The sequence below is a fragment of the Antarctobacter heliothermus genome (assembly GCF_002237555.1).
Lineage (GTDB): Bacteria > Pseudomonadota > Alphaproteobacteria > Rhodobacterales > Rhodobacteraceae > Antarctobacter > Antarctobacter heliothermus_B.
On sequence record NZ_CP022540.1, the window covers coordinates 4,076,409 to 4,103,288 of the forward strand.

29 protein-coding genes, 4 pseudogenes and 1 riboswitch are annotated in these 26,880 nt (G+C 60.6%); of the genes and pseudogenes, 25 read left to right on the forward strand and 8 right to left on the reverse strand.

Translation table 11 applies throughout. The features are described from left to right. Positions 1 to 32: 32 nt before the first annotated feature. Positions 33 to 248: a DUF1858 domain-containing protein gene (locus tag ANTHELSMS3_RS19330; protein ID WP_094037251.1), complete on the reverse strand. Its 216-nt coding sequence runs from the start codon at positions 246 to 248 to the stop codon at positions 33 to 35. Between the two features lie 118 nt (positions 249 to 366). Between ANTHELSMS3_RS19330 and ANTHELSMS3_RS19335 the strand changes: the two genes are divergently transcribed. The 8 genes from ANTHELSMS3_RS19335 to ANTHELSMS3_RS19370 are packed head-to-tail and all read left to right on the forward strand — an operon-like array spanning position 367 to position 7,148. Further along, positions 367 to 819, forward strand: a complete 453-nt coding sequence (locus tag ANTHELSMS3_RS19335; RefSeq protein ID WP_094036299.1) for a c-type cytochrome — start codon at positions 367 to 369, stop codon at positions 817 to 819. A gap of 13 nt (positions 820 to 832) precedes the next feature. Further along, positions 833 to 2,182: a cbb3-type cytochrome c oxidase subunit I gene (locus ANTHELSMS3_RS19340; RefSeq protein WP_094037252.1), complete on the forward strand. Its 1,350-nt coding sequence runs from the start codon at positions 833 to 835 to the stop codon at positions 2,180 to 2,182. Between the two features lies 1 nt (position 2,183). Beyond that, positions 2,184 to 2,978 carry a CbbQ/NirQ/NorQ/GpvN family protein gene (locus ANTHELSMS3_RS19345; RefSeq protein WP_094036300.1) on the forward strand — a complete coding sequence of 265 codons (795 nt, stop codon included), beginning with the start codon at positions 2,184 to 2,186 and terminating at the stop codon, positions 2,976 to 2,978. Between the two features lie 5 nt (positions 2,979 to 2,983). Next, complete coding sequence (locus tag ANTHELSMS3_RS19350) at positions 2,984 to 4,870, forward strand: nitric oxide reductase activation protein NorD (protein WP_094037253.1); 1,887 nt, start codon at positions 2,984 to 2,986, stop codon at positions 4,868 to 4,870. Position 4,871: 1 nt separating this feature from the next. Next, positions 4,872 to 5,045 (forward strand): protein NnrT, encoded by a 174-nt coding sequence (locus ANTHELSMS3_RS19355; RefSeq protein WP_094036301.1) that lies wholly within the window; start codon positions 4,872 to 4,874, stop codon positions 5,043 to 5,045. Continuing rightward, entirely contained in the window at positions 5,042 to 5,281 is a 240-nt protein-coding gene (locus ANTHELSMS3_RS19360) for an NnrT protein (RefSeq protein ID WP_094036302.1), read from the forward strand. Before ANTHELSMS3_RS19355 ends, ANTHELSMS3_RS19360 begins: the two co-directional genes overlap by 4 nt. Positions 5,282 to 5,291: 10 nt before the next feature. Then, positions 5,292 to 6,476: an NnrS family protein gene (locus ANTHELSMS3_RS19365; RefSeq protein WP_094036303.1), complete on the forward strand. Its 1,185-nt coding sequence runs from the start codon at positions 5,292 to 5,294 to the stop codon at positions 6,474 to 6,476. 3 nt (positions 6,477 to 6,479) lie between these two features. After that, on the forward strand, positions 6,480 to 7,148 hold the full coding sequence (locus ANTHELSMS3_RS19370; protein ID WP_094036304.1) for an NnrU family protein: 669 nt from the start codon (positions 6,480 to 6,482) through the stop codon (positions 7,146 to 7,148). 124 nt (positions 7,149 to 7,272) lie between these two features. On the opposite strand, the pseudogene ANTHELSMS3_RS19375 reads toward ANTHELSMS3_RS19370, so the two are convergent. Beyond that, positions 7,273 to 8,060, reverse strand: a pseudogene (locus ANTHELSMS3_RS19375) (IS5 family transposase). Between the two features lie 339 nt (positions 8,061 to 8,399). After that, positions 8,400 to 8,503: riboswitch (TPP riboswitch) on the forward strand. A 57-nt stretch (positions 8,504 to 8,560) separates the two neighbouring features. Between ANTHELSMS3_RS19375 and thiD the strand changes: the two are divergent. The 12 genes and pseudogenes from thiD to ANTHELSMS3_RS19435 all read left to right on the forward strand — a co-directional run bounded on the left by thiD (position 8,561) and on the right by ANTHELSMS3_RS19435 (position 18,150). Next, positions 8,561 to 9,340 carry a bifunctional hydroxymethylpyrimidine kinase/phosphomethylpyrimidine kinase gene (gene thiD, locus ANTHELSMS3_RS19380; protein ID WP_094036305.1) on the forward strand — a complete coding sequence of 260 codons (780 nt, stop codon included), beginning with the start codon at positions 8,561 to 8,563 and terminating at the stop codon, positions 9,338 to 9,340. Then, positions 9,337 to 10,326 (forward strand): FAD-dependent oxidoreductase, encoded by a 990-nt coding sequence (locus ANTHELSMS3_RS19385; protein ID WP_094036306.1) that lies wholly within the window; start codon positions 9,337 to 9,339, stop codon positions 10,324 to 10,326. Before thiD ends, ANTHELSMS3_RS19385 begins: the two co-directional genes overlap by 4 nt. Next, positions 10,304 to 10,501, forward strand: a complete 198-nt coding sequence (thiS, locus tag ANTHELSMS3_RS19390) for a sulfur carrier protein ThiS (protein ID WP_094036307.1) — start codon at positions 10,304 to 10,306, stop codon at positions 10,499 to 10,501. Before ANTHELSMS3_RS19385 ends, thiS begins: the two co-directional genes overlap by 23 nt. Before the next feature lies 1 nt (position 10,502). Then, a complete protein-coding gene (locus ANTHELSMS3_RS19395; protein WP_094036308.1) occupies positions 10,503 to 11,273 on the forward strand; it encodes a thiazole synthase in 771 nt (256 codons plus the stop codon). Continuing rightward, entirely contained in the window at positions 11,270 to 11,866 is a 597-nt protein-coding gene (locus ANTHELSMS3_RS19400; RefSeq protein WP_094036309.1) for a thiamine phosphate synthase, read from the forward strand. The genes ANTHELSMS3_RS19395 and ANTHELSMS3_RS19400 overlap by 4 nt, the downstream gene beginning before the upstream one ends. Next, positions 11,863 to 12,819: a HesA/MoeB/ThiF family protein gene (locus tag ANTHELSMS3_RS19405; protein ID WP_094036310.1), complete on the forward strand. Its 957-nt coding sequence runs from the start codon at positions 11,863 to 11,865 to the stop codon at positions 12,817 to 12,819. Before ANTHELSMS3_RS19400 ends, ANTHELSMS3_RS19405 begins: the two co-directional genes overlap by 4 nt. Before the next feature lie 10 nt (positions 12,820 to 12,829). Further along, a complete protein-coding gene (locus tag ANTHELSMS3_RS19410) occupies positions 12,830 to 13,765 on the forward strand; it encodes an ABC transporter substrate-binding protein (RefSeq protein ID WP_094036311.1) in 936 nt (311 codons plus the stop codon). Next, complete coding sequence (tenA, locus tag ANTHELSMS3_RS19415) at positions 13,762 to 14,430, forward strand: thiaminase II (protein ID WP_094036312.1); 669 nt, start codon at positions 13,762 to 13,764, stop codon at positions 14,428 to 14,430. The genes ANTHELSMS3_RS19410 and tenA overlap by 4 nt, the downstream gene beginning before the upstream one ends. Beyond that, a complete protein-coding gene (locus ANTHELSMS3_RS19420) occupies positions 14,427 to 15,128 on the forward strand; it encodes an ABC transporter ATP-binding protein (RefSeq protein WP_439098657.1) in 702 nt (233 codons plus the stop codon). The genes tenA and ANTHELSMS3_RS19420 overlap by 4 nt, the downstream gene beginning before the upstream one ends. Next, on the forward strand, positions 15,125 to 15,778 hold the full coding sequence (locus ANTHELSMS3_RS19425; protein ID WP_094036314.1) for a TenA family protein: 654 nt from the start codon (positions 15,125 to 15,127) through the stop codon (positions 15,776 to 15,778). Before ANTHELSMS3_RS19420 ends, ANTHELSMS3_RS19425 begins: the two co-directional genes overlap by 4 nt. After that, positions 15,775 to 16,518, forward strand: coding sequence for an ABC transporter permease (locus ANTHELSMS3_RS19430; RefSeq protein ID WP_094036315.1), 744 nt, complete (start codon positions 15,775 to 15,777; stop codon positions 16,516 to 16,518). The genes ANTHELSMS3_RS19425 and ANTHELSMS3_RS19430 overlap by 4 nt, the downstream gene beginning before the upstream one ends. Positions 16,519 to 16,766: 248 nt before the next feature. Further along, positions 16,767 to 18,150 (forward strand): annotated as a pseudogene (locus ANTHELSMS3_RS19435) (transposase). Positions 18,151 to 18,346: 196 nt separating this feature from the next. Here ANTHELSMS3_RS19435 and ANTHELSMS3_RS19440 read toward each other — a convergent pair. Then, a pseudogene (locus ANTHELSMS3_RS19440) lies at positions 18,347 to 19,771 on the reverse strand (IS1182 family transposase). A 147-nt stretch (positions 19,772 to 19,918) separates the two neighbouring features. Here ANTHELSMS3_RS19440 and ANTHELSMS3_RS19445 point away from each other — a divergent pair. Together ANTHELSMS3_RS19445 and ANTHELSMS3_RS19450 are read left to right on the forward strand one after the other, a co-directional pair. Continuing rightward, on the forward strand, positions 19,919 to 20,932 hold the full coding sequence (locus tag ANTHELSMS3_RS19445) for an IS110 family transposase (RefSeq protein WP_094036316.1): 1,014 nt from the start codon (positions 19,919 to 19,921) through the stop codon (positions 20,930 to 20,932). Between the two features lie 350 nt (positions 20,933 to 21,282). Further along, positions 21,283 to 22,307: pseudogene (locus ANTHELSMS3_RS19450) on the forward strand (IS110 family transposase). Positions 22,308 to 22,525: 218 nt separating this feature from the next. Here ANTHELSMS3_RS19450 and ANTHELSMS3_RS26070 read toward each other — a convergent pair. The 5 genes from ANTHELSMS3_RS26070 to ANTHELSMS3_RS19465 all read right to left on the reverse strand — a co-directional run bounded on the left by ANTHELSMS3_RS26070 (position 22,526) and on the right by ANTHELSMS3_RS19465 (position 24,630). Beyond that, positions 22,526 to 22,687 (reverse strand): amino acid synthesis family protein, encoded by a 162-nt coding sequence (locus ANTHELSMS3_RS26070; protein WP_254694783.1) that lies wholly within the window; start codon positions 22,685 to 22,687, stop codon positions 22,526 to 22,528. Between the two features lie 89 nt (positions 22,688 to 22,776). Beyond that, entirely contained in the window at positions 22,777 to 23,022 is a 246-nt protein-coding gene (locus tag ANTHELSMS3_RS26075; RefSeq protein ID WP_254694784.1) for an amino acid synthesis family protein, read from the reverse strand. A 2-nt stretch (positions 23,023 to 23,024) separates the two neighbouring features. Then, positions 23,025 to 23,417 carry a hypothetical protein gene (locus ANTHELSMS3_RS26080; protein WP_254694785.1) on the reverse strand — a complete coding sequence of 131 codons (393 nt, stop codon included), beginning with the start codon at positions 23,415 to 23,417 and terminating at the stop codon, positions 23,025 to 23,027. Between the two features lie 29 nt (positions 23,418 to 23,446). Beyond that, positions 23,447 to 24,220, reverse strand: a complete 774-nt coding sequence (locus ANTHELSMS3_RS26085; RefSeq protein ID WP_254694786.1) for an MFS transporter — start codon at positions 24,218 to 24,220, stop codon at positions 23,447 to 23,449. Then, positions 24,217 to 24,630, reverse strand: coding sequence for an ester cyclase (locus tag ANTHELSMS3_RS19465; protein WP_094036317.1), 414 nt, complete (start codon positions 24,628 to 24,630; stop codon positions 24,217 to 24,219). Before ANTHELSMS3_RS19465 ends, ANTHELSMS3_RS26085 begins: the two co-directional genes overlap by 4 nt. A 172-nt stretch (positions 24,631 to 24,802) precedes the next feature. Here ANTHELSMS3_RS19465 and ANTHELSMS3_RS19470 point away from each other — a divergent pair, with 172 nt between their 5' ends. The 3 genes from ANTHELSMS3_RS19470 (at position 24,803) to ANTHELSMS3_RS19475 (ending at position 26,878) form a co-directional block, all read left to right on the forward strand. Beyond that, the gene (locus ANTHELSMS3_RS19470) at positions 24,803 to 25,315 is read left to right on the forward strand and encodes a LuxR C-terminal-related transcriptional regulator (RefSeq protein WP_254694787.1); all 513 of its coding nucleotides are present in this window, start codon (positions 24,803 to 24,805) and stop codon (positions 25,313 to 25,315) included. Beyond that, the gene (locus ANTHELSMS3_RS25840; RefSeq protein ID WP_198319842.1) at positions 25,316 to 25,555 is read left to right on the forward strand and encodes a hypothetical protein; all 240 of its coding nucleotides are present in this window, start codon (positions 25,316 to 25,318) and stop codon (positions 25,553 to 25,555) included. Positions 25,556 to 25,627: 72 nt separating this feature from the next. Continuing rightward, the gene (locus ANTHELSMS3_RS19475) at positions 25,628 to 26,878 is read left to right on the forward strand and encodes an IS256 family transposase (RefSeq protein ID WP_094033518.1); all 1,251 of its coding nucleotides are present in this window, start codon (positions 25,628 to 25,630) and stop codon (positions 26,876 to 26,878) included. Positions 26,879 to 26,880 lie beyond the last annotated feature (2 nt).

Genomic DNA, 26,880 nt, shown 5'->3' on the forward strand with positions numbered 1-26,880 from the left:
CTCCAGCGTCGTGATCCGACGGGCTGACCCGATCAACGGCCTTTGTCGATGGCGTGGCGCAACTCTTCAATAAAGGCATCTTCATCCAGACGGTATTCGGCGCAGGCGTCGGTGATCGTGTGGAACGGGGCAATCAGGCACCCGACGCACAACATGCCGTGACGCAGAAAGACCGATACCGTCGGCGGCCATCGTGTCATCAGTTCTGAAAGCGGCAGGTCGGGATCGTCGAAACGGGGTCCGCGCATGGGATATCCTTTCATGGGTATCATCCACACCTTTCCGTCCCAAACTTTGTTCCAGCACAAACTTTGACATTTGGCGCCGCGCTAAGCGTGGGCGACCTGAATGACAAGGAGGCCGGACATGGCAGAATTCCTGACAAAGTCACGGGCGCGCAACGTTTTCTACGGAGGGTCGATCTTTTTCGTGGTCGTCTTCATCGCGCTCACCGTGCAAAGCCACAACTATGTGGTGAAGACATCAACCGCCGGCATGCCGCTGACCGAAGAGGTGGCACTGGGCAAACATGTGTGGGAGCGGCACTCCTGCATCAATTGCCACTCGCTGCACGGCGAAGGTGCCTATTTCGCGCCCGAGGTCGGCAACGTCATGACCCGCTGGGGCGTGCTCGACGATCCCGAAGGCGCCTATGAGATTCTGGATGGCTGGATGAACGCGCAGCCCTCGGGGATCGAGGGTCGCCGCCAGATGCCTCATTTCGAGATCACCGAAGAAGAGATGCGCGGACTGGCCGAATTCCTGCGTTGGGCCGATCAGACCGACACACAGGGCTGGCCGCCCAATGATGCCGGCTAAGGAGGACAAACTCATGAAATACCAATCACAAAAGGTGGCGCTGGCCTATTTCGTCTGCGCAATGGCCTTGTTCGGCATTCAGGTGCTGGGCGGGCTGCTGGCGGGCTGGATCTATGTCTCGCCCAACTTTCTGTCGGAGCTTCTTCCGTTCAACATCATCCGCATGATCCACACCAACGCGCTGATCGTCTGGCTGCTGCTGGGGTTCTTCGGGGCGGCCTATTTCCTGATCCCCGAGGAATCGGAACGTGAGATCTATTCGGTCAAACTGGCCTATCTGCAGTTGATCATTCTGATGGTCGGCACGCTGGGCGCGGTGGGGTCCTACCTTGTCGGCATCCACGGCGGGCGCGAATTTCTGGAACAGCCGCTCTGGGTCAAGTTCGGCATTCTCGTCGCGGCGCTGATCTTCTTGTTCAACATCTCGATGACCGTGCTGGCGGGCAAGAAGACGGCGATCACCAACGTGCTTCTACTGGGCCTATGGCTGTTGTCGCTGCTCTGGGTCTTTGCCTTCATCAACCCGGAGAACCTGTCGCTTGATAAAATGTACTGGTGGTTTGTCGTGCACCTCTGGGTCGAGGCGACCTGGGAACTGGTGATGGCGTCGATCCTTGCCTTTCTGCTGCTCAAACTGACCGGCGTCGACCGCGAAGTGGTCGAGAAATGGCTGTACATCATCGTCGCCACCGCGCTGTTCTCGGGCATCCTTGGTACCGGGCACCATTTCTACTGGATCGGTTTACCGGGCTACTGGCAGTGGGTCGGGTCTATCTTCTCGACGTTTGAGGTGATCCCCTTCTTCCTGATGATGAGCTTTGCCTTTGTCATGGTCTGGAAGGGCCGCAAGAACCATCCCAACAAGGCCGCGCTGCTATGGTCGCTTGGGTCCAGCACGGTCGCCTTCTTTGGCGCGGGTGTCTGGGGTTTTCTGCACACCCTGCATGGCGTGAACTTTTACAGCCACGGCACGCAGATCACCGCCGCCCACGGGCACCTGTCCTTTTACGGGGCCTATGTGGCGCTGAACCTTGCGATGTTCACCTATGCGATGCCGATGCTGCGCAACCGCGAGCCCTATAACCAGGTGCTCAACATGGCCTCGTTCTGGCTGATGACCGGCGGCATGGCCTTCATGACCTTTGTGCTTACCTTTGCCGGCACCATCCAGACGCATATGCAGCGCGTCGTGGGCGACTACTACATGGACGTGCAGGACGGTCTGTCGCTGTTCTACATGATGCGCTTTGGTGCGGGCCTTGCGGTGGTCATCGGTGCGCTGTTGTTCATCTACTCGATCCTTGTGGTCCGCAAACGTGAGATCATCGCCCCCGGTGCGGCCAACCCCGCGACAGGAGGCTGAGATGAACATGCAAACCACACCGACCCTGCCGTTCTACCAGCCCGCCGCCAAAGAGTGCGCGCTGTTCGAGACGGCCTATGACAACGGTTTGCCCCTTCTTTTGAAGGGGCCGACCGGCTGCGGCAAAACCCGTTTTGTCGAACATATGGCGGCACGGCTTGGTAAATCGCTGTACACCGTGGCCTGCCATGACGACCTGTCAGCGGCGGACCTGATCGGGCGCTACCTGCTGAAGGGGGGCGAGACTGTCTGGGTCGACGGTCCGCTGACCCGCGCGGTGCGCGAGGGCGGTATCTGCTATCTCGATGAGGTGGTCGAGGCCCGCAAAGACGTGACCGTGGTGCTGCACCCGCTCACCGACACGCGGCGCACGCTGATGATCGACCGCACGGGTGAGGAGTTGGTGGCGCCCAAAGGCTTCATGCTCGTCGCCTCCTACAACCCCGGCTACCAGAACGTGCTGAAACGGCTGAAACCGTCGACGCGGCAGCGGTTCCTGTCGATCGCCTTCGACTTTCCGGGGGAAGAGGCGGAAATCGCCGTCGTGTCTCGCGAAAGCGGGCTGGAACCGGGGCGCGTGGCCCCCTTGGTACGGTTGGCTGGCCGTATTCGGACGCTGTCCGGCATGGATCTGGAAGAAGGTGTCTCAACCCGTCTGCTGATCTATGCGGCCACGCTGATGGCGGGGGGCATGGGCGTCGATCAGGCGCTAGAGGCCGCCATCGTGCAACCCCTCAGCGATGAACCCGACGTGGGCGTGGCGCTGCGGGATCTGATCTCGACAATCTACGGGTGAAAAAGATGCGCTTATCCGATCTCATGGAACCAGAAGAGACCGTCGGGAACCTCTGGCACGACATGGCCAGCGGGATCGGCCGGGCCGTCACCTACCCAGAGGCGGGCGTCACGCTCGCCTCTGTCCGGCCCAGCCTTTCGGTGCTGTTTCGCGCTTTGGGTGGGGCCGCCGGGGTCGAACTGAGCGAGGCTCCGGCGATCCTTGTGCGCCACCGCCAGCCCATGCGCCGCAAGCTGGGCGCGGAACGCGATCGCGAATGGGTGGCGCAGTACGATGGTGAACGCCTGTCCCTGCCGCCGCTCATTGCTGACTTTCCCGAGGCGCGACTGAACCGCGCCGCCTATTTCTGGCTGACGGCACTTGCGTCCGTCAGCGATCCCGCGACCCTTGACCTGAACGGCGACGGCCCCGCGCTCGACTGCGTACAGATCCGCGCCAACGCCGCTGCGTCTGATGCCGCATATGCGCTCTGCCCCGGCCTGCGCGGGCAGTACGCCGACATGGCCGAACTCTGTGCCGCCGCCCGCCCTGACCTGACACGCCCCGCGCAAGAGGCTATCATTGAAACCGCGATCCGGGATCAACTCTGCGGCGGCTCGCCCGTCATCGCATCGCCAGAAACACCACGCGGGTACATGCCCTTTGCCCCGGTGCCGATCTGGCTGCGCTTTGCAGCCCCCGGATCGGGCAGCGCCGCGACCGAAGAACAGGCCGATTCCGCCGCCCCTCCCCCCACCGCCGCGCTGACCAGCCGCAAGCTGGGCATGCGCAAGGATCAGGACCAGCAGAACCGCAAGGACAGCTTTATCATCCACCGGTTCGAGTCGATCCTGTCATGGGTCGAGTCGATGAACATCAACCGCAGCGTCGACGATGACGACGACGAAAACGCCCAAAAGGCCGCTGACGATCAGGACAACATCACCCTGTCGAAACACGACCGCAAGGCCGCCACGCGCCTGCGCCTGCACCTTGATCTGTCGCCCGCCGATGCCGACCACGAGGCGCTGGCCGGAGAGTTCACCTACCCCGAATGGAACCACCGTTCGCGCAGCTACATGGACGGCCATTGCCGCGTTCTGGACGCGCCCGCCATACCCGACGCCGCCCATCCCTACCGCGCAGATGAACGCCGCATCCGCGAGGTCCGCCGCCAATTCGAGGCGCTGCGCCCGCGCCGCATCCTGCAACCGCGTCAGGTGGACGGCAGCGAACTGGACCTTGACGCGCTGCTGACCGCGCGCGCCGATCTGGTCGCCACCGGGCGCGGATCTGACCGGATCTGGCAGGCCGCGCGGCAGACAGAACGTGACCTGTCGGTCGCCTTTCTGATCGACACTTCGCGGTCGACAGAGGCGGCCATCGGCGACACCTCGGTGATCGAAGTCGCGCGCGAAGCGATGGCCGCGCTGGCCGCCGGAATCGACGCCGCTGGCGACCGCCTGGGCATCTGGGGCTTTTCCTCACTCCGCCGGGACCGCGTGTTCCTGACCCGCTGCAAGGACTTTGACGCGCCGATGAACGCCGCGATCACCGCCAATATCGGCGCGCTGAAACCGGGGCATTACACGCGGTTGGGCGCGGCCATCCGCCATGCCAGTGCGCAACTGGCGGCAGAACCGTCCGCCCGCAAGCTGTTGATTGTGCTGACCGACGGCAAGCCCAACGATCTGGACCATTACGAAGGTCAGCACGGGATCGAAGACAGCCACATGGCCGTGCGCGAGGCCCGCCTTGCAGGCCACGCCCTGCACGGCGTCATCATCGACGAGGACGGACAGGACTGGTTTGCCCGCATCTTTGGGCGCGGCGGCTTTACCCTGTTGCCCAACCCCGAACGCCTGACCCGCGCCCTGCCCGACATCTACCGCAGACTCACACAGGAGACCTGACATGCGCAAACTTGCCATCCTCCCCGCCTTTTTCGCCGCGCCCGCTTGGGCCGAAGGCTTTGACCGTCCGATCCCGCAGCCGCAATCTGCCACGGCCGAGTTTTGGTACGCCCTCGCCTGCGTCGCGCTGATCGTGTCCATGATCGTCGTGCAGCGGCTGGTGTCCCGGCGATGAACAGACAAGGCTGGTCAACACGGCGGATTGCGCTGGTCCTGTACCCGTTCGGGGCGGGCGCGATGGGCGTGAATGTGTTCTTTGCCGCACTGATCCTTAGCTGGGTCGGCGGGCCGGTCCTGTCGACCGGCTGGGCCATCGCCATCGGATGTGTGATCGGCCTCCCCGCAACATGGGCCTTTGCCCGCCATATTCGCCACCTGATGGATGTGTCCGACGCACAGGCGGCAGACTGAGGAGCCTCACATGGCACAGACTTCGGCAGAGCAGATGCGCGCCTGGCAGGGACCGGCGCTGTTTAGTTTCGGCTTTCGCCCGTTTTTCCTGTTCGGCGCGATCTGGGCGGCTTTTGCGATGGTCCTGTGGATCATTGCGCTGTCGGGCACACTGGACCTGCCGACCCGGTTCGATCCGGTGTCATGGCACGCGCACGCCTTTCTGTTCGGATACCTGTCCGCAGTTCTGGCGGGCTTTCTGCTGACCGCCGTGCCGAACTGGACCGGACGCCTGCTGCTGGTTGGCAAACCGCTGGCCGCGCTCTTTGCCCTCTGGTGCGCGGGGCGCATTGCGGTCCTGTTCTCCGCGACCCTGCCGACGGGCCTTGCCGCTGTCATCGACCTTGCCTTTCCGTTGGTCCTTGGCGCGACGATCCTGCGAGAGATCGTGGCGGGCAAGAACTGGCGTAACCTGATGGTGTTGGGGCTGCTGGCGGTGTTCACGCTGGCCAATGCCCTGTTTCACCTCGACGCCGCGCGCGGGGTTTACGCCGCCCAAGGCATGGGCCTGCGCCTTGGCCTTGCGACCGCGATCATGATGATCAGCGTCATCGGCGGGCGGATCATCCCGTCTTTCACCCGCAACTGGCTGGCGCGAGAAGGACGCGACGCGCGCCCTACCCCGCCTATGCAACGGTTTGACAAGGCCGTCCTGCTGGCCAGCATCGCCGGTCTGTTGCTCTGGGTCACGCTGCCAAATGCCCCCTTCACTGCAGTAGCGTTGCTCGCCACAGGCGTGTTGCATCTGGCGCGGCTGACCCGCTGGCAAGGCCACCACACCGGGGCAGAGCCGCTGGTCTGGGTGCTGCACCTGTCCTATGCCTTTGTCCCACTGGGGTCGATTGCGCTGGGGCTGACCGGTCTGACCGGCACCGGAACCGCCGCCGCGCAACACCTGTGGATGGCGGGTGCCATCGGGTCCATGACCTTGGCGGTGATGACGCGGGCGACGCTGGGCCATACCGGGCAGCCGCTCTTGGCAGACCGCTGGACGTTGATGATCTATCTTGCTCTGCTGGGGTCCGTGGCCGCACGGATCGGGGCGGACGCCGTGCCGATGCTGACCGATGTCGCCGGGGCCCTGTGGCTGCTTGCCTTCGGCGGGTTTGCCGTGGTCTACGGCCGCCTGCTGCTGCGCGAAAAACCCAAGGGGTAACACATGACCTGGACCGGATTTGCCGCTGTATTCGTGGCGTTTTTCCTGACCCATTCCATCCCGGTGCGCCCTTCCGTCAAATCACGCCTTGTCGGCATCCTCGGCCCACGGGGGTTCAGCCTTGGATACTCCGTGCTGTCGGTCGGAATGCTGGCCTTGCTGATTTGGGCTGCCGGTCAGGCCCCCTATGTCCAGCTTTGGCCGCAGATGGAGTGGCAACGGCATGTGGTACATCTGGGGATGTTCGCCGTCTGCCTGATCCTTGCCCTGTCCATCGCGCGGCCTAACCCGTTCTCCTTTGGCGGCGCGCAAAACGCGCGCTTTGACCCAGCGCGCCCCGGCATCGTGCGCTGGGTGCGCCATCCGATCCTGCTGTCACTTGCGCTTTGGGCCGGGCTGCACCTGCTGCCGAACGGCGACCTGTCGCATGTGATCCTCTTCGGCGTTCTGGGGGGCTTTGCCATTGTCGGACGTGCGATCCTCAATCGGCGCAAGCAAAGGGAAATGGGCCGTGCGGCGTGGCAAACACTATGGACCCGCGTGTCAGACGCGCCATTGGGTCACGCGCCCCGCTCATGGACCGGCCTGGCAACACGTCTTGGTCTAGGCATTGGCGGATTTGTGCTGCTGCTATGGGCGCATCCGGTCGTGATCGGCGTGACGGCGCTGTAGTCCGCCCTGCGAACAGCCGCGAATACCAGATCCACAAAGCGATGAACCGCAAAGTCGTATCGGCCATCCGATGGGTCGATGAATGGTGCGGTCCGCATTGAATTGCCGTTCGCATCCGTCTAGGTCATGTTGACAAATGACGCACCCAAAGCCGGATTGACGTTATGTCGATGATGCCGAGGAACCTCTCGGCGGTTTTGTCGCAACGGGTTGCGACACGGCGGGCGTTCTTCATCTTATTGAAGCACCGTTCAACCATGTTGCGAAGCTGGTAGAGCGAGTGATCCACTCCGACCCGCATTCTGCGCGATTTCCGCATGGGGATCTGAGGCAGGATATTGCGCTTTTCCATAGTTTTGCGAATGCGATCAGCGTCATAGCCGCGATCCACCAGAAGAGCCGCCGGCTCAGGCAGGTTGTCCGCCATGACCATGTCAAAGCCAAGATAATCGGATGTTTGACCCGGTGTTATTTCAGACCTCATTGGCAGTCCTGCCGCGTGGACGCGGAGGTGGATTTTGGTCGTGAACCCACCTCTTGAGCGGCCAAAACCCTGTCGCGGAGTCGCCCTTTAGCGCCCGCTGCCTGATGGTGAGCGCGGATTACGGTGCTGTCGACCATTTGGAGGGCGTCCGGCACCGCTCCACAATGGTTCAGGCCCTCGAGAATGTCCTCTCACAGGCCTGAAAGTGTCCAACGTCGGAATTGCCTGTAGACGCTCGACCACTTGCCGAATTCTTCCGGCAGGTCCCGCCACGGCGATCCGGTCCGGGCGATCCAGAAAATCCCATCCAGAACAATGCGATGATTGGTTGGCTTACGTCCGTTCGGGGCACATGCAGCAAGGATGAAATGCTCAAAGAACGCCCATTCGTCGTCCGTCATCAGGTCTCGTGCCAAGCTGGTCTCCAGAGCAGATACCAGCTTGAATCACGTCAACGCCACACTGTGAATCCCTTTTGGCAACACGGCCTAGAATGCGATCTCGGGCACCAAATCCAAACAACTCTTTTGGTGCGAGCGGGTCGAACAATCTGGTTACCCACCAAGAAGCCCCTATTGTTCTGCTCATTTGCCACGCAGGCTATAGCTCATATGCTCGTTACTTTCAGATCAAGGCTACTGTCGCGCATTTTATGGACGAATACAGTTTTGTTACTCAATTGGCGTATTCTCCAGACTCACGCTGTCATGTAGTCTGCGATCATTTATCCGTTTGACGCGTCCGTGCTATCAATCTAGCAATGCTGTTAATATCTGTTGGGGTGCCCTAATCCGGGCTGAGATGCACAAGCTGCGAACCCATTGAACCTGAACCGGTTAGGACCGGCGGAGGGAACAGCTTGCGGACTTCGCATCCGTTGTGGCCTGCGCCCTTTCCCATCCTGATCCCTGAACCAAGGGGCTATGACATGGCAGCTAGGGTGTTAACGATTGCCGGGTCCGATTCTGGTGGCGGGGCTGGTATTCAGGCCGATCTCAAGGCTTTGTCGGCAATGGGTGTTTATGGTGCTTCCGTTGTGACGGCGGTTACGGCACAGAACACAGAAGCTGTTACAGCCATTCATCCAATCCCGGATGACATTGTTGCTGCACAGATCAAAGCCGTTCTTGATGACATCCAGATTGATGCGATCAAGGTCGGGATGCTCGGGACACCGTCTCTGATTGCAACGGTGTCGGATGCACTGGCGGGCTACGCCGGGCCGGTTGTGATTGATCCCGTGATGGTGGCTAAATCAGGCGACACACTACTGGCCGATAGCGCGATAGATGCGTTGAAATCGATCCTTTTCGCACGCGCGACACTGCTTACCCCCAACCTACCCGAAGCGGCGAAACTGGTGGGCGAGGGCAGCACGCAAGTGCAGGCGAAGGCCCTTTTGGACCTTGGCGTCGGTGCGGTTTTGATGAAAGGCGGACATGCAGACGGCGAGACCTGCACCGATCATCTTGTGTCGCGAACGGGAACGCAGGACTTTTCGGCTCCACGTGTGAACACCCGCAACACCCACGGTACGGGATGTTCCTATTCCTCTGCAATCGCTGCGGGTTTGGCGCAAGGCATGGCGTTGAACGATGCGGTGGCCCAAGCGCACGCGTGGCTCCATCTAGCGATCTTGCATGCGGATGAATTGTACGTTGGACAAGGTCAAGGGCCTGTTCACCATTTTCACGCGCTTTGGACATGAGCGAACCGTTCACCATCATTGGCGGCGGTGTTTGTGGCCTTGCCATGGCGGCAGAGCTGTCCGAGCGCGGCGCGCAAGTCACGGTCATTGATCCCAATGGCGCGCCTGGCGATCATGCCTGTTCATGGTGGGCGGGCGGCATGTTGGCACCCGATTGCGAAGGGGTAAGCGCCGAGCCCGAGATCGTGCGCCAAGGCCGCAAAGCCGCCGCATGGTGGCAAAGCCAAGGCGGCACAGTGCACCACGCGGGCACCATCGTCGTCGCACTGGGCCGCGACCAAAGCGATCTGGCAACATTTGCGCGCCGTGCGCCGAGCGCGACACCCCTGACCAAAACGCAGATCGCCGCGCTCGAGCCTCATCTGGCCGAGCGTTATTCCAAAGCGCTGTTTTTGTCAGACGAGTGGCATCTTGACCCCCGCGCGACCCTTACTGCGCTGCATGCGCGGCTGGACCAAAGAGGCCTGAGTTTTTCAGCGGACATCGGTGACATCAAAGGGCAGGTGATCGATTGCCGTGGCCTTGCCGCCCGCGACACCCTCACAGATTTGCGCGGTGTGAAGGGTGAGATGCTGGTGGTGCGCTGCCCCGACGTGACACTGTCGCGCCCTGTTCGGCTGCTTCATCCGCGGTTTCCGTTGTATATCGTGCCGCGCGGCGACGATGTGTTCATGCTGGGCGCGACCCAGATCGAAACCGGCGAACGCGGGCGCGCCACCCTGCGATCCGTGATGGAGCTGATGAATGCCGCCTACGCCCTGCACCCCGCCTTTGGCGAGGCAGAGCTGTTGGAGATCGGCGTGGACGCGCGCCCCGCCTTTCCCGACAACCAACCGCGCATTCGGCGGATCGGGGATGTGATTTACGCAAACGGCCTGTTTCGGCACGGTTTTCTGCTTGCACCTGCCGTTGCGCAGATGACGGCGGACCTGTTGTTAGACGGCAAAATTCCGGAGGTTTGGTATGAAGATTATCGTGAACGGTGAAGCATTTGAGACCTCTGCGCCCACGCTGACCGCGCTGTTGGAGGAGCTGGGTAAGGGCGACGCCAAAGTGGCCACCTCGGTCAACGAGGCGTTTGTGTCCAAAGCCCAGCGCGCGGATCTCAGGGTGCAAGACGGGGACCGCGTCGAAATCGTCGCCCCGCGCCAAGGAGGATAGAATGCCCACTTTTTACGGCACCGAAGTGACATCGCGCCTGATGCTGGGCACCGCGCAATACCCGTCGCCCGCAATTCTGGCGGATGCGTTTCGCCGTTCGGGCGCGGGGATCGCCACCGTATCTGTACGCCGCGAGGCGGGCGGCGATCTGGCGGGACAGGATTTTTGGGCATTGATCAGGGATCTGGGCGTCGCCGTGCTACCCAACACCGCAGGCTGCTATTCGGTGCGCGAAGCAGTGACCACAGCCCAAATGGCGCGCGAGTTGTTCGACACCAACTGGATCAAGCTTGAGGTCATCGGCCACGCCGATACCTTGCAACCCGACCCCTTTGGTCTGGTGGACGCCGCTTCGCAACTGGCCGAGGACGGGTTCGAAGTCTTTCCCTATTGCACCGAAGATCTGGTGCTGTGCGAGCGGCTGGTTGAGGTCGGCTGCAAAGTCTTGATGCCCTGGGGCGCGCCCATTGGCACGGGGCTGGGGCTGAACAATATCTACGGTTTGCGCAGCTTGCGGGCGCATTTCCCCGACATTCCTTTGGTCGTGGATGCAGGTCTGGGCCTGCCCTCGCACGCTGCCCAAGCGATGGAAATGGGCTATGACGCGGTGCTGTTGAACACTGCGGTTGCCAAGGCGGGCGATCCTGCGGCGATGGCACGCGCCTTTGCGCTGGCGGTTGAGGCGGGCGCGCTGGCCGCGGGTGCTGACCCTATGGATGCCCGCGATATGGCCGCCCCCTCCACACCCGTATTTGGAAAGGCCATCCTATGACCTTGCCCCGCTTTTACCCGATCTTTGATGACGTGGCGTGGCTGCGGCGCGTGTTGCCTTTGGGGGCCAAGCTTGTGCAACTGCGCATCAAAAACCAACCGCAAGACGCGCTACGCGCTCAACTGACCGAAGGCCGCGATTTGTGCCGCGCCCATGGTGCACTTCTGGTGGTCAACGACCATTGGCAGCTGGCAATTGAACTGGGGTGTGACTGGGTCCATCTGGGCCAAGAGGACCTTGATGGGGCTGATGTGCCTGCGATACGTGCGGCTGGTCTCAAGCTTGGGATTTCGACACATGACAAGGCCGAGCTAGCCCGCGCACTGGTGTTGAAACCTGACTATGTGGCACTTGGCCCGATCTATCCGACGATCCTGAAAAAGATGAAATGGCACCAGCAGGGCATTGAGAAACTCAGCGTGTGGAAGGATATTGTGGGGGATATTCCCCTCGTTGCGATTGGCGGGATGAGTACGGACCGCGCAAAGGGAGCGTTTGATGCAGGGGCGGATGTTGTCGCGGCGGTCACAGACATCACGCTGCACGACGATCCAGAGGGCCGCGTCACGCACTGGCTCAAGGTCTGCGGATGAGCCGTTACGCCCGCCAAACTGCGGTGCTAGGGGACGGCGCGCAAGCCCGCATTGCCAGCGCATCTCTCCTTGTCATCGGGGGCGGCGGTCTGGCAGCACCCGTGATGCAATACCTTGTGGGCGCGGGTGTCGGGCATATCCGTATCGCGGATGCAGATGTGGTAAGCCTGTCCAACCTGCACCGCCAAACGCTGTTTCGCGAGGCTGACATTGGCCAGCCCAAGGTCCGCGTGATCGCAAGTGCGATGACAGCATTGAACCCCGACACCACCCTTGAGCCTGTTCAACAGCGCGTCGACCCGTCCAACATTGCGGCCCTGTGCGATGGCATGACGCTGATCCTTGATTGCGCGGACAGTTTCGCGGTCAGTTATATGGCGTCCGATAATTGTCTTGAAACTGGCCAACCACTGATCAGCGCCAGCGTGGTGGGCCGCGACGGCTATGTCGGGGGGTTTTGCGGCGGCAAACCTGGGCTGCGCGCGGTGTTTCCCGATCTGCCGGACCAGCTTGGGTCTTGTGACACCGACGGTGTGCTGGGGCCAAGTGTCGGTGTGATCGGCAGCCTTCAGGCCCAAATGGCGATGGCGATTCTGACGGGCGATAAAACAGGCTTGGGACAGCTTGTGACCTATGACGCGCGCACGCTGCGGTTTGGCGGGTTCCGCTTTGACACGGCCGCTGATCCCGCACCCAACCCCGCCTTTATCGCGCCGCGTGACATCGCCGCGACGGATTTTCTAATCGACCTGCGTGCTGTAGGCGAACAGGGCCCCGAGCTGCCACACGCGACTCGCCATGCCGTGTCCGACTTTGGACCATATGGACCCACACCAAACCAAAACCAACGTGCCGTTCTGGCCTGTCGGTCGGGCCTGCGGGCCTGGCACGCGGCAGAACGGCTTTCACGCCACTGGCAGGGCGAGATCAAACTTCTCGCTCTCGGAGGGTAAGGAGACCCAAATGAAATACCTCATCACCGCGGCGGCAATCTGCGCCGCGACACCGGCCTTTGCCCAAGACAAGATGACCTTGTTGCTGGACTGGTTCATCAATCCCGATCACGGGCCGATCATCTTGGCGGAAGAGCTGGGTTATTTCGCCGATCAGGGTCTCGAGGTCGAGATTATCCCCCCCGCTGATCCGTCCGCCCCGCCGAAACTGGTGGCGGCGGGCCGAGGCGACATTGCCGTCAGCTATCAGCCCAGCCAGCATTTGCACGTGGCCGAGGGTTTGCCGCTGATCCGTGTGGGTACGTTGGTGGCGACGCCGCTGAACTGTCTGCTGGTTCTCAAAGACGGCCCCATTCAAGAGATCAGCCAGCTTAAGGGCGGCACAATTGGGTTCTCTGTTGCGGGCGTCGAAGAGGCCGTTCTGAGCGCGATGCTGAACCGCCACGGTATCACGCTGGAGGATGTCGAGATGGTTAATGTGAACTTCTCACTCAGCCCGTCGTTGATGTCAGGTCAGGTTGATGCGGTCATCGGCGCTTACCGCAATTTTGAGCTGAACCAAATGGAGATCGAAGGCGTTGAGGGCCGCTGTTTTTACGTCGAGGAAGAGGGCGTGCCGACCTATGACGAGCTGATCTATGTGGCGAACCCAGACCGTATGGATGTGGGTCAGGTCCGCCGTTTCCTTCGTGCCACAGAGCTTGCGACACAGTACATTGTCAACAACCCTGACGCCTCATGGGAGCTGTTCAAAGGCTACGCGCCCGAGCTGGACGACGAGTTGAACGCCAAGGCTTGGGTCGACACGCTGCCCCGTTTTGCCCTGCGCTCCGAAGCGCTGGACGAAGGGCGATACACAAGGTTCGAGGCGTTTCTGGCCGAGAGCGGTCTGGTCGAGGGCACGCGCCCTGTCTCGGCGATTGCGGTCGATTTGGGGGCGGAATGAGCTTCGGCACCACCTTCGCGGCGTGGCGGGATTCCACGCCCGCTTGGCCCGCCTATACCCGTCATGCGTTTGTGCAGGGCTTGGGCGACGGCACGCTGCCGCACGCCGCCTTCCTGCATTATCTGACACAGGATTACGTCTTTTTGATCCACTTTTCGCGCGCTTGGGCTTTGGCGATCACCAAGGCCGATACGGTCGAAGAAATGCGGCTTGCCGCGGGGACGGTGAACGGGTTGATCAACGACGAAATCGACCTGCATATCCAAACCTGTGCTGCGGCAGGCATCGACGAGGCAACGCTGTTTGCAACGCAAGAACGCCAGGAAAATCTGGCCTACACCCGCTATGTGTTGGATGCGGGCCATTCCGGCGATCTGCTGGACTTGCTGGCGGCTTTGGCCCCTTGTGTCATGGGCTACGGTGAAATCGGTGCGCATCTGGCCGCCGCAAAAACGTCGGACACCTACCACGACTGGATCGACACCTATGCCAGCGACGACTACCAGCAGCTCTGCCGCGATGTGGGCGCGCTGATGGATGGGGCAGTTGCGCGGCGCATTGGCGAAGGTGCAACGACCAGCCCGCGTTGGTCCAGCCTTCAGGCACGGTTTGCGATGGCCACACAATTGGAAGTCGGATTTTGGGACATGGGGCTGGATCCGTGAACCAGCCCCTGAGAATGACAGGTTCGGCGACGATTGACGGGACTCCGATCTTTTCCCAGCTGGATCTGACCCTGACACCGCAAAGTTGGACCTGCCTTTTGGGGGCGAGTGGTGTGGGTAAATCCACGGTGCTGCGCCTCTTTGCTGGTCTGGCCGAGGGCGTTACTTTTGACGGGATTCTCAGCGATACCGGACGCGTCGCTATGATGGCGCAGCAAGATTTGCTGATGCCGTGGCTCAGCGTGTTGGACAATGTCATGCTGGGGGCGCGCGTGCGGGGGGAGCGTCCGGACAAAGGACGCGCCCGCGAGAGGCTGGTGCAAGTCGGCTTGGCGGATCATGCTGACAAATTGCCCGCCGCTCTGTCTGGCGGCCAACGTCAACGGGTGGCATTGGCCCGCACCTTGATGGAGAACCGCGCGATTGTTTTGCTGGATGAGCCGTTCTCGGCGCTTGACGCGCTGACCCGTGCGCAGATGCAGGAACTTACGGCCGAGCTGTTGACGGGCTGCACTGTGTTGTTGGTCACCCATGATCCCAACGAGGCCGCGCGCTTGGGCCAGAAAATTCTGATCATGACGCCATCAGGACTTGTCGAGGTTGCCGCCCCTTTCACCCCCATCCCGCGTGACATCCACGCGCCAGATGTGCTGCGCACGCAGTCAGATCTGTTTGATCAACTTCGGAGACCGATATGAGCGCCACACAACACCTGCAATCGCTTGTCGCGCAGGACTGGCACGCCGCGACGCATCATGCGTTCACCAATGCTTTGGCTGATGGGACCCTAAGCCGTGACAAGATGGCGGGATACTTGCAACAGGACTACCAGTTTATCGAAGGGTTTGTGCGGCTTTTGGCATCCGCCGTGGCCCATGCGCCCACATTGGCCGATGCCGTGCCCGGCGCGCAATTTCTGGGTTTGATCTGTGGTCCTGAAAACACCTACTTCCTGCGATCTTTGCAAGCGCTTGAGGTTCCGTCAACCGCGCCCTCTGCACCTGAGACGATCGCGTTCCAACAGCTGATGGATCAAGCCCGCCGCTCGGGGCGCTATGAGATAATGCTGTCTGTTCTCGTGGTTGCCGAATGGATTTATCTTGATTGGGCCTCTCCGTTTGAAGACTGCGCTGAGGATCTGCCGTTTTGGTTGGGGGAGTGGATAACGCTCCATTCCGGTGACAGATTTGCGCAGGTCGTCTCCTATTTGCGCGATCAACTGGATACCGCTTGGGGCACGCTGGACGACGCCGCGCGTACGCAGGTCACCGCGACCTTCTCAGAAGCCGTACGGTTGGAACGCGCGTTCTTTGACGCGTCCTGGGCTGGTTTTGCGGTCGCAAAATGACGGGTTGGCGGGCAGGCATCGCGGCGACCTGTCTGGTGTTGGTGCTATGGCAAACGGTGATCTGGACCACAGGTGTCGCCCGTTTCATCCTGCCGCCTCCTGCATTGGTCGCGCAAACAATCTGGGAAAGCCGCGCACTTTTGGCCGAGCACGGGGTTGTCACGATGGCCGAAGTGCTCATCGGCCTCGTGCTGGGTGCCGCACTTGGGTTTGTGTCGGCCATTGGGCTGGTCGCATCACCAACAATGCGCGCGCTGGTGCGCCCCATCCTGGTTTTCAGCCAAGCCGTTCCAGTGTTTGCATTGGCGCCGATCCTGACCCTTTGGCTTGGCTTTGGCCTATGGTCCAAGATCACGATGACCATCATCATCATCTACTTTCCCGTTACGTCATCATTTTTTGATTTCCTGATGCGCACGAACCGCGACTGGATCGGTTTGGCCAAGGTGATGGGCGCAAGCCCCGCACGGATTATGTGGCACATTCGCGTACCCGCGGCCTTGCCGGGCTTTGCATCGGGTCTGCGATTGGCCGCGGTTTACGCACCCATCGGGGCTATCATCGGCGAATGGGTCGGGGCCTCGAAGGGCTTGGGGTATCTGATGCTGTTGGCCAATGGACGGGCCAAAACCGACCTGATGTTTGCCGCCCTGATCGTGCTTGCGGTTCTGACGATCCTGTTGCACGCAGCCGTGAATAAGCTGTGCGAAAAGACACTGGACCGTCCGGAGGTCTCGTAACCGGCCCATATTGAAAGCCACTTTTGCCCGCGCTCTTCGGCTTCACATCCGCTGCAGTGCGTATGAAAGACCGGTTTTTCTGCCGCGCAGCGGCATAGAAATTTACTCTGTTGAGGCGACTTCCGCGCTGCGAGCGCATGCAGCACAAAATCAATAGGTCCGCTTCGGGCGGATTTTATTGAAAAGCTCTTTCTTGATCGAAGTCTGAACTGCTGATTCAATTCCTGTAATCGAGGGGGGGACCGGCGATGATGGGGCCGAGGCAGGAAGCGCAACCGGCGCTGTTCTACGAGTTCTCGCTTGAGGACCATGTCCCACGGGATCATCTGCTGCGCTCCATCGACCGGTTCGTCGATCTTGGCGGCATCCGCAGGCATTTTGCGGAGTTCTACAGCCACACGGGCCGCCCCACCGTCGATCCCGACCTGCTAATCCGCATGCTCCTGGTCGGCTATTGCTTCGGCATCCGGTCGGAACGGCGGCTATGCGAAGAGGTGCATCTGAACCTGGCGTATCGTTGGTTTTGCCGTCTCGATCTGGGCGACCGTGTCCCGGACCATTCCACCTTCTCGAAGAACCGGCATGGCCGCTTCCGCGACAGCGAATTGCTGCGCCACCTGTTCGAGATGACCGTCGCACGCTGCATTGAAGAGGGATTGGTCAGCGGTCAGCGCATGGCGATTGATGCGAGCTTGATCGAGGCGGATGCCAACAAGCAGAACTCGACGTCGAAGGAGGACTGGGACGTCTCGCAGATTGATCCAGCCGATGCGCCCCGCGCCGTGCGCGAGTATCTTGACACACTGGACGAGGCCGCCTTCGGCGCCGGCAAGCCAGTGCCTCTCGTGGCATTGCTTTGCAATGCACTGCCGGTAACAGACGGCAGCGCGCAAGGGACCGGCATTCTTCAGCTATTCCGACAACTACCTGATCGACACGGATCACGGCGTGATCGTCGATGTCGAGGCGACAAGATCAATCCGGTAAGCAGAACTCGGCTCGACCAAGACCATGCTGGATCGGGTGAGGACCAGGTTCGACCTGCATCCCGAACGCCTGATCGCCGACACCGCGTATGGCACCGGCTCGATGCTGGGCTGGCGGGTCGACCGCAAGATCGCCCCGCACATCCCGGTCCTCGACAAGTCTGGCCGCAGCGATGGCACCTGGAGCCGGGCGGACTTCGAGTGGGACGCCGAGAAAGACCAATACGTCTGCCCTGAGGGCCAGACACTAAAGCAGATTCGTAGGAACTATTCCGACCCAAACCGGGGGCCAACCAATGGAGGTCGGGCCAAATACCGTGCCCTGAAACTGACCTGCCAGGCCTGCCCGTCGAAACAGAAATGCTGCCCGAACGCCGATGCCAGATCCATCACCCGCGAGGAACACGAAGACGCCCGCCAAGTCGCGCGCGACATCGCCAAAACCAAGCAATACGACATCTCGATGAAGCTCCGAAAGAAGGTCGAGATGCTCGTCACACACCTCAAGCGCGTCCTCGGCCTCGGACGGCTCAGATTGCGCGGCCCATGCGGCGCAAATGACGAATTCCTGCTCGCCGCCACCGCCCAGAACCTCCGCAAATTGGCGAAGATCTTTCCTGCACCGCAGCAAACGCGCCAAGCCTGACGGAAAGGCACTCGCGCCGCTGTCGGATGCCAGGTTTCTGCGAAAGCGAACGAGTGCTTTTTCGCATAACCGGCGGATTTTGTTGAAAAAGTCGGCCTGAGAACGTGTTTTGGGCTGCCCTCATCCTCGAGTGTCACCGTTTGGTTCGGGCAATCGCCCGTCGCGCCGCCTTTTGGCGTTTATCTGGCCGCTTAGATCATGCCGCGGCCTCCGAGTTGGCGCACTGCTGCCGCAGCTTCGCGAGTTTTCGGAGGTTCTGGGCGATGGCGGCGAGCAGGAATTCGTCCTTGGCGCCATTGGGGCCGCGCAGGCGTAGCCGGTTTAGGCCGAGGATGCGCTTCAGATGGGCGAAGAGCATCTCTACTTTCTTCCGCTTGTCTCGGGATACCTTGTAGGCCTTGGTCTTGCGGCATTCGCGGGCGAACTCGCGTGCTTCCTCGTGGGGTTCTCGGGTGACGTATCGGGCCTCCGCTTTCGGGCAGCAGATTTCTTTGGATGGACAGGCTTGGCATGTCGCCTTCAAGGCACGATATTTCTTCCGCCCTCCGGTGTCCTGCCCCCGGTTCGGATCGGAGTAGTTCCGGCGATATTGCTTGAGGGCGTGACCCTCGGGGCAGATGTATTGATCATTCGCCTCGTCCCATTCGAAGTCGGACCTGGACCAGGTGCCATCGGTCCGCTCTGATTTGTCGATGACAGGGATGAAGGGGATGATGCTGCGCTTCTCGACCAGCCATCCAAGGTTCTCGGCATTGCCGTAGGCGGTGTCCACTGCCCGGCAGTGCATCGCGCAGCGATGTCACGAGAGGGGCAGTCAGCCAATCCGGTCTGATCCCGAACCGTTTCTCGGTTCTGTCGAGCATCGTGCGCGACGCCCCAACCTCAGCCTGCCGGATTGCCCGTGTCGCCTCAACATCCATGATGACCGAGCTCTTGGTGTCGATCAGGTAGTTGGTCGCATAGGCAAAATACGGGCGGCTTTCCTAGGCGCGGGTCCATTGCGCAGCCGGATCGGACCTGGTCACGACTTCGGCTGGACCGGTGATGCGGCTCCGAAGGCGGCATCGTCGAGTGTTTCCAGATATTCGCGTGCCGCCCGGTTTCCGGCCTCGCGCGCGACCTCCGGGCTCCAGTCTTCGGCCGCAATAGACCGGACCTTATTGGCGTCAGCCGGGATCAGGCTTGCGTCGACGGCCAATCCTTCACCCGCGACCAGATCCTCTCTCAGGCAGCGTTCGACAGTTGCCTCGAATACCTTCCGGAGCAGATCACTGTCACGGAACTTGCCATGACGATACCGGGAAAAGGTCGAATGATCCGGCACCTTCCCTTCCAGACCCAAACGGCAAAACCAGCGGTATGCAAGGTTCAGATGGACCTCATCGCAAAGGCGCCGCTCTGAACGGATTCCCATGACATAACCGATGACCAGCATCCGGATGATCAGCTCAGGATCGATCGAGGGACGCCCCATGTGGCTGTAGAACGGGCGCACGACTTCCCGCATGCCATCCACGTCGAGGAACCGGTCGATCTCGCGAAGCATATGACCGGAAGGAACATGACGCTCCAGATCGAAGACATAGAACAACTGTGCCGGTGCCGTTTGGATGCCCATCATGACGAAATCCTCCAATCCCCTCATAATCCAGTGAATCAAAGGACTTGCCGCACTGCAACAAAGACTTTTTCAACATGGTGTAATCTGAATCCGGCACTGCAAATCAGCTGGTAGACTGTACCGGCAACCAATTGGAGGAGCAGATAAATGGAATATTTTGCTGGTTTGGATGTCTCGATGGAAGAGACGCATATTTGTGTGCTGGATCGCGATGGCACCTTGATCCGAGAAGGTAAGGCGCGTTCCTCGCCAGATGCGATTAGTGATTTTCTCGCGGCCGGTCCAACTTGTGTAGGCGTTGTGTTTGAGACCGGCAGGATGGCACCGATGCTATACCATGGACTTACTGAACGCGGCATTCCAGTCCAGTGCATTGAAAGCAGGCAAGCCTATCAAGCCCTTAAATCTCTGGCGGGACACAAGTCTGATCGCAATGACGCGCGCGGCCTGGCCCATCTGGCGCGGACCGGGTTCTACAAACCTACCCATGTCAAATCGCTGTCTGCTCATGCGATACGGTCACTGATCGCAGCACGCAAGAAACTGGTCGGGCAGCGCGTGACGATCGACAATCAGATCCGTGGGCTGGTGGTCGTATTTGGTGTACGGTTGCCACGGGCACTGTCGCCTGCATTCAAAGATGCCGCTCTGAAAGTGAGTAATGGGGTTCCAGGTCTTCATGCTGCATTGAACGGATTGTTTGCAGCGCGTGAAGCAATATTGGCGGCCGTTGCTGCAATTGATGCCGATGTTAAAAAGACGGCCCGTAAATCCAAAACCTGCTCACGTCTTATGACCGTCCCAGGTGTCGGGCCGATCACGGCACTGGCTTTTGCGGCCGCAGTAGATGATCCGTCGAGGTTCCGACGATCGCGCGATGTCGGGCCGTACCTTGGGCTTGTCCCAAGGCGGCATCAGTCCGGAGAAGTAGACTATGTCGGCAGCATCTCGAAACGGGGTGATACCAGGGTCCGAACGCTCCTGTACGAGGCGGCCAATGTCATGCTGACGAGGTATGCTGGCCCGCTCAAATTGAAGGAATGGGCGCTTGCGACTGGTGCGCGCTCAACAATGAGGAAGGCACGTGTGGCCCTGGCCGGACGACTCGCTATTGTCCTGCACGCGATGATGCGCGACCAAACCGAATTCCAGTTCGTGTAAGGATCACCAGAGAGACAATCACGAGGATTCCAATATCAAAGTTCCCATCTGGGACGATGCCCGAGGGAGGGCGTGAGACACGGCGTCGATTCTGTAGCAACAACCAAGACCAACGGTATGATTGCGGTTTCCACCTAGCCGACCCACACCCAGCCAACCCCATTATGAACCCAAGAGTTCGAAGAGAACAAAGGCAACCTCTGACATTACAGTACGATATTAGGAAACTCGCATTGACGGATTAGAGAACAGAACCGGCGGGAGGCAGATGGGGTGGATGGCTCCCGCTCCCGGCGTCGCAATGCGCCATACTGCAGGTGTCAGAATCTGCGATCGAGAGGAGCCACCCCATGCAAGTTACCACCGTCGGCCTCGACCTGGCCAAGAACATCTTTCATGTCCACGGAGTTACCGAGACAGGAGACGTTGCTTTCAACCGCCCCTTGAGACGGGCGCAGGTTCTGGCGTTTTTCCAGCGCCTGTCACCTTGCCTCGTCGGCATCGAGGCCTGCGCTTCGAGCCATCATTGGGCGCGGGAGCTTTCGAAACTCGGCCACACCGTCAGGCTGATGCCGCCAATGTACGTCAAACCCTACGTGAAGCGCGGCAAGTCCGATGCGGTCGACGCCGAAGCAATCTGCGAAGCAGTGACACGGCCCAGGCCCACGATGCGGTTCGTCGAGATCAAGTCCAAGGAACAGCAGGCGCTACTGTCCCTGCACCGCGCGCGTGACTTCGTCGTGCGTCAGAGGACGCAGCTGATCAACATGGTCCGGAGCCTTGCAGCGGAGTTCGGGATCACCATCGCTCGGGGCGTCGCGCGCGCCATTGAGTTCGCCAAGTCCATCATCGACGGCAAGCAGCCGGGACCGCCCGATCTGGCCCAGGACGTTCTGCGCGTCCTCAGCCGACAGCTGATTGATCTTCACAACCGCCTTGGCTGGTTCGAAACCATGTTGCGCATTCAGGCGCGCCTCAGCCGACAGGCTCAACTCCTGCAGACTATTCCTGGTGTCGGCCCGGTCACCGCCTCTGCCGTGGCTGCGACGATCGGGTCCGGCCGACAGTTCAGGAGTGGCCGCGAATTTTCTGCGTGGTTAGGGCTGACCCCTCGCAACCACTCCAGCGGCGGCAAAGAACGATTGGGAAAGATCACCAAGATGGGTGACCGATACCTGCGCCAGCTCATTGTAGTTGGCATGACGTCGCGCGTCCGACAAGTCGCGCCCATCCCGAGCGTGCCGATCCTTGGCTGACGAAGCTGCTGCAGAGAAAGCCCGCAAGACTGGCGACCGTCGCCATGGCGAACAAAACAGCAAGGATCATGTGGGCAATCCTCACGAGGGATGAGCCCTACAAGCCGCACGCCGTATGAGACGGCGCGCGCCCACGAGATAGCAAGACCAACGATGTGATGGTGTGCCATTCAGCCGCAACGATCAGGACGCTCCGACGAATGTCCCGGGCGCCATTGCCCGCAAAGCAGATAGGAACCTGATCTGCGGATCCCATCAGGGCCAGCGGCAATGACCGCGTCAACAGGCCGGACACAAGACCGCTTCTGAACAGGTACACGAGATCATTTACGACTTGCTATGCGGGAGCCATCCACACAAGAATTTCGTCGGTGCGTGGGGCGTCGGGCACGCAGATCGTCATCGTGTCAATGCAATCGAATGACCATGCCTCGTCTTTGTGGCCCATTGGCAAATCAATACTGGCCCCCACGGCTCCAACCTTGTGGTTGGATGGCATCAGGGATGCCCCTCCCCCATAGCTGCACGCACGGGTTTGCCGAGCGCCGGGTGCAGCACGGCTGCGCCATGTTCCATCGCGCCGGAAGCTCAGACAAGGGCTGCCTTCCCATAGCAAAGTGCCTGCCCCTCCAACATGATCACCAGTTTTTCCGTCAGAGATTGGCCAAACTGCGCGCTAAGGTCGAAAAGCGTCGCCAAGTCCGTTTGAGCGCTGCCTGCGAAAGGGTTCTTGACGACGACCATCGCAGCAACCCGCGTGATCGGTGCGCAAGCTTGGCCCATCTCATCTGCGGTGATGATTTCCTTCGTGAAAACTGTTTTCCGAACGTCCATGACTATGCTTCCTTTGCCAAGCCCACGCGGGGCACGGTTTTGATGTATTGGAATGCGAGACCCAGTGGGATCACGGCGGCAAAGAGCAGCATCGCGAGCCACATGGGCCCCTGCGCATTGCCTGTGGCGTCGAGAATGGCGCCTGCCACGGGCGGTGTGACCAACATGATCGCATAGTAAACGATAAAGAAGATGCCCATTTCGAAGGCCCGGACCTGGGGCCGCATGGCTTGGCCTGCCATGGCCATAATCACCCCGGCCTGGGCCATGCCGATCAAGCCGAAAAGCACGCTTGCACCAAAGCCGGCACCGTGCACGCCGAGCAGTAAGAGCGCGGCAATGGCCCCGCCCATGCAGACCGTCAAAACGACATTTCGCCCGCCGAAACGGTCCACGATCTGCCCGCAGACCGCTCCGGATGCGATCATAATCCAACTGCCGATGCTGATGATACCAGCCGCCGCGGCGCAGACTGGCCCAGGCCTTCAAGCACCTTTGGCCCGAAGGACAGATAGGTGACGTAGGCCGCGTTGAAGACACCCCAGGCGGCGGCGGCACAGAACACCAACTGCCATTCCTGCCGTGTCATCGTCGCGCGCGGCCCACCTTTGACATGTGGTAGATCATTTGGCCCCCGGTAGAAGACAAACACCCCTAGGGCTGCAATCAAACAATAGACCGAGGCGACCTGAAACGGAACTTGCCAGCCAAACTCATGTGCAAGCCATGCGTGGCCGACCTGGCCCATGGCGATACCGAAAGGCCAACTCATGACTAGGATGCTGACTAGGATGCTTAGGATGCTCATGGCAGTCGCGATTTCGCGGCCCTCAAACCAGTCTGCGACCACCTTCGTCAGATACAGCGTCGAGAATAGAAATCCAGCCCCGGCAAGGATGCGACCCAAGCCGAGGCCCCAGCTTTCGCTCGCCAAGGACGACACGGCCCCACCCAAAGCCAAAGCGCCCAATCCAAAGACCACCATGATGCGGTCAGAAATGTAGCGCGCCCAATAACCTGCGGGCATGGCCAGAACCAAACCGGGGGCCATGAATAGCCCGATCATGAGACCGTTGCCCACATAGTCGAGCCCGAAGGCGACGATGAGATCGTCGCCAACGGAGGCCACTTTCTGAAACTGAAACCCAAGTCCTATGCGGGCCAGAAACAGCAGGCCAAGGATGCGCCAGCGCATCATGCCCAGCCAAGCCCGCGCAGGGCGTGCACGTCATTCCAAATCTTGGTCTTATGGCTGATCTTGTCGCCATCGAACTGCATGACATAAGCGTCGTCCGAGACTACGGATTTCCCTGTCGGTGGCACGGGTCCGCCTTCGCCCGTCTGCGTTCCGTGAAATTCGGCTGTCGCGACAACGGTGCCGCGCGCCTCGTCTGCCGCAAAGGCGGTTAGATGGTAGCGGCCATCCGACACAGGCGCCAAAAGACCCTTCATCCAGTCGGCATAGGCAGCAAGGGTTGTCGTCTCCGCCAGCGCATCCGCCTGACAGGAAAAGCTCGCCCCCTCGTGGCAAAAGGCCTTGCAGCTGTCCCAACCTTGACCCGTTTCGGAAGCTTCAAAAAATGCGGTCGCCGTTTCGTAATGGGTCATCGTGCCATGCTCCGTGTTGATTTTACGGAGAAATCCTAGGCCCGTGTCGGGGACGCCGGGTATCGTGCAGATGCGGTAAAATCGGGCGTCCGCGTGCAGTAATCAAACTACTGCATTTGCAGGATTGCCTATTGAACGCGTTCTTCTCACACTTCATCCAAGACTTTATTTTATGGAGAATTTTCAGATGTCAGAGCGGGCCGGTCTCAGCCATAGGGAAGCGCAGATCGCGAAGGCCTATGCAGGCGGGCAGACCTATCAGTCGATCGCCGACACCTTGTGTATCGCTCCCAGCACGGTCCGCACGCACCTGGCACCAATCAATCGGAAACTGAGCGTGTCATCGAAACTGGACCTGCGCGACAGGCTTGGCGCTGCCGAGGCCACCAAGGGCGATCTGGACGATGCGTTTCCGGCGCGACCAGAGAAACCTTCCATCGCCGTTCTGGCCTTTGAGAACATGTCGGACGATCCCGAACAGGAATACTTTTCCGATGGGTTCAGCGACGACATCATCACCGCCCTGTCACGATCTCCCTGGCTCTTCATCATCGCGCGCAACACTACCTTTACCTACAAAGGGTCGAGCGTTGATGTCCGGCGCGTGGCAAAAGACGTTGGCGTCCGGCTCGTGCTGGAGGGCAGCGTCAGGCGGTCTGGCGACCGGGTACGGGTCACGGCGTAGTTGATCGATGGCACGACAGGCGGGCAACTGTGGTCTGAGCAGTATGACGGGCAGCTTGAGGATGTTTTCGACCTGCAAGATGAGATCACCCGCAATGTGGTGGCTTCGATCCAGACCACCGTTCATCTGAGCACCATCCCCGAACCGGTTGAACGCGCGTCCCGCCCCGACCTGACGGTCTGTGAGCTGACAATGCGGTTCTGGCATCTGCTTTCCGGAGATATGCGCGAAAGTTGGTGATGCCCTGAGGGGCGACATATCATGGCGGTGTCGAAGCGCCGTCAATTCTCAACCGAGAAAGGGATATGCCACATGCAAGAGAATACCATCACCCAGCTATCTGATCCATCCGGGATTTCGCCGGACCCGCTGACCGACCTCATCCGGGACGGCGCGCGCAAGCTGATCGAGCAGGCGATTGAGGCGGAACTGTCCACGCTGCTTGGCGCCTTTGCCGATCACAAGCTTGAGGATGGTCGCGCAAGACTGGTTCGTCATGGGCACCTGCCCGAGCGTGAGATTTTGACCGGTGTCGGGCCTGTTGCCGTGACGGTGCCGCGTGTGCGGGACCGCAAGCCGGGCACGGACAAGATCGCGTTCACGCCCAGCATCCTGCCGCGGTATCTGCGCAAGGCAAAGTCGGTCGAAGAGCTGCTGCCCTGGCTTTACCTGAAGGGCGTGTCCACCGGCGATTTCAGTGAGGCGCTTGCCGCCCTGCTGGGGCCACACGCCAAGGGCCTCTCGGCCACTACGATCACGCGGCTGAAAGCGGACTGGTGGTCCGAGTACGAGGCCTGGGAAAAGCGTGACCTCGGCACCCGGCGGTTTCTCTACATCTGGGCCGACGGCGTCTATTTCAAGCCGCGAAGGGCCGAGGAAAAACAATGCGTTTTGGTGATCGTGGGTGCGGATGAATACGGCCGCAAGGAGCTGCTGGCCATGACCGACGGCTTCCGCGAAAGCACTCAGAGTTGGCGCGAGGTTCTGCTCGATCTCAAACGCCGCGGACTGAAGCAGGATCCCAAGCTCGCCATAGGCGACGGCGCCCTGGGGTTCTGGGCGGCACTGCGCGAGGTCTTCCCCTCGACACAGGAGCAGCGGTGCTGGCTCCACAAAACCATGAACGTGCTCAACGCGCTGCCGAAATCGGTGCAAGCCAAGGCCAAGGCGCACCTGCACGACATCTGGCAGGCCGAAACCCGAGCCGCGGCGTCGGCCGCCTTCGACTTCTTCGTCGATGCCTACGGCGTGAAATGGGACAAGGCAGTCGCCAAGTTGGTCAAGGATCGGGATGCACTACTGACCTTCTACGACTACCCGGCCGAACACTGGAAACACATCCGGACGTCAAATCCGATCGAGAGCACGTTCGCCACCGTCAGACACAGGACGAAACGCACCAAGGGCTGCCTCAGCCGCAAGACTGGGCTCGCCATGGCTTTCCGGCTGATGATGTCTGCTCAGACGAAATGGCGAAAACTCGACGGGCGGAATCGCCTCCCGGAGGTCATCAGCGGGGTTGAGTTCCGCGACGGCGTCCGCCAACTTCAAAACGCCGCCTGATC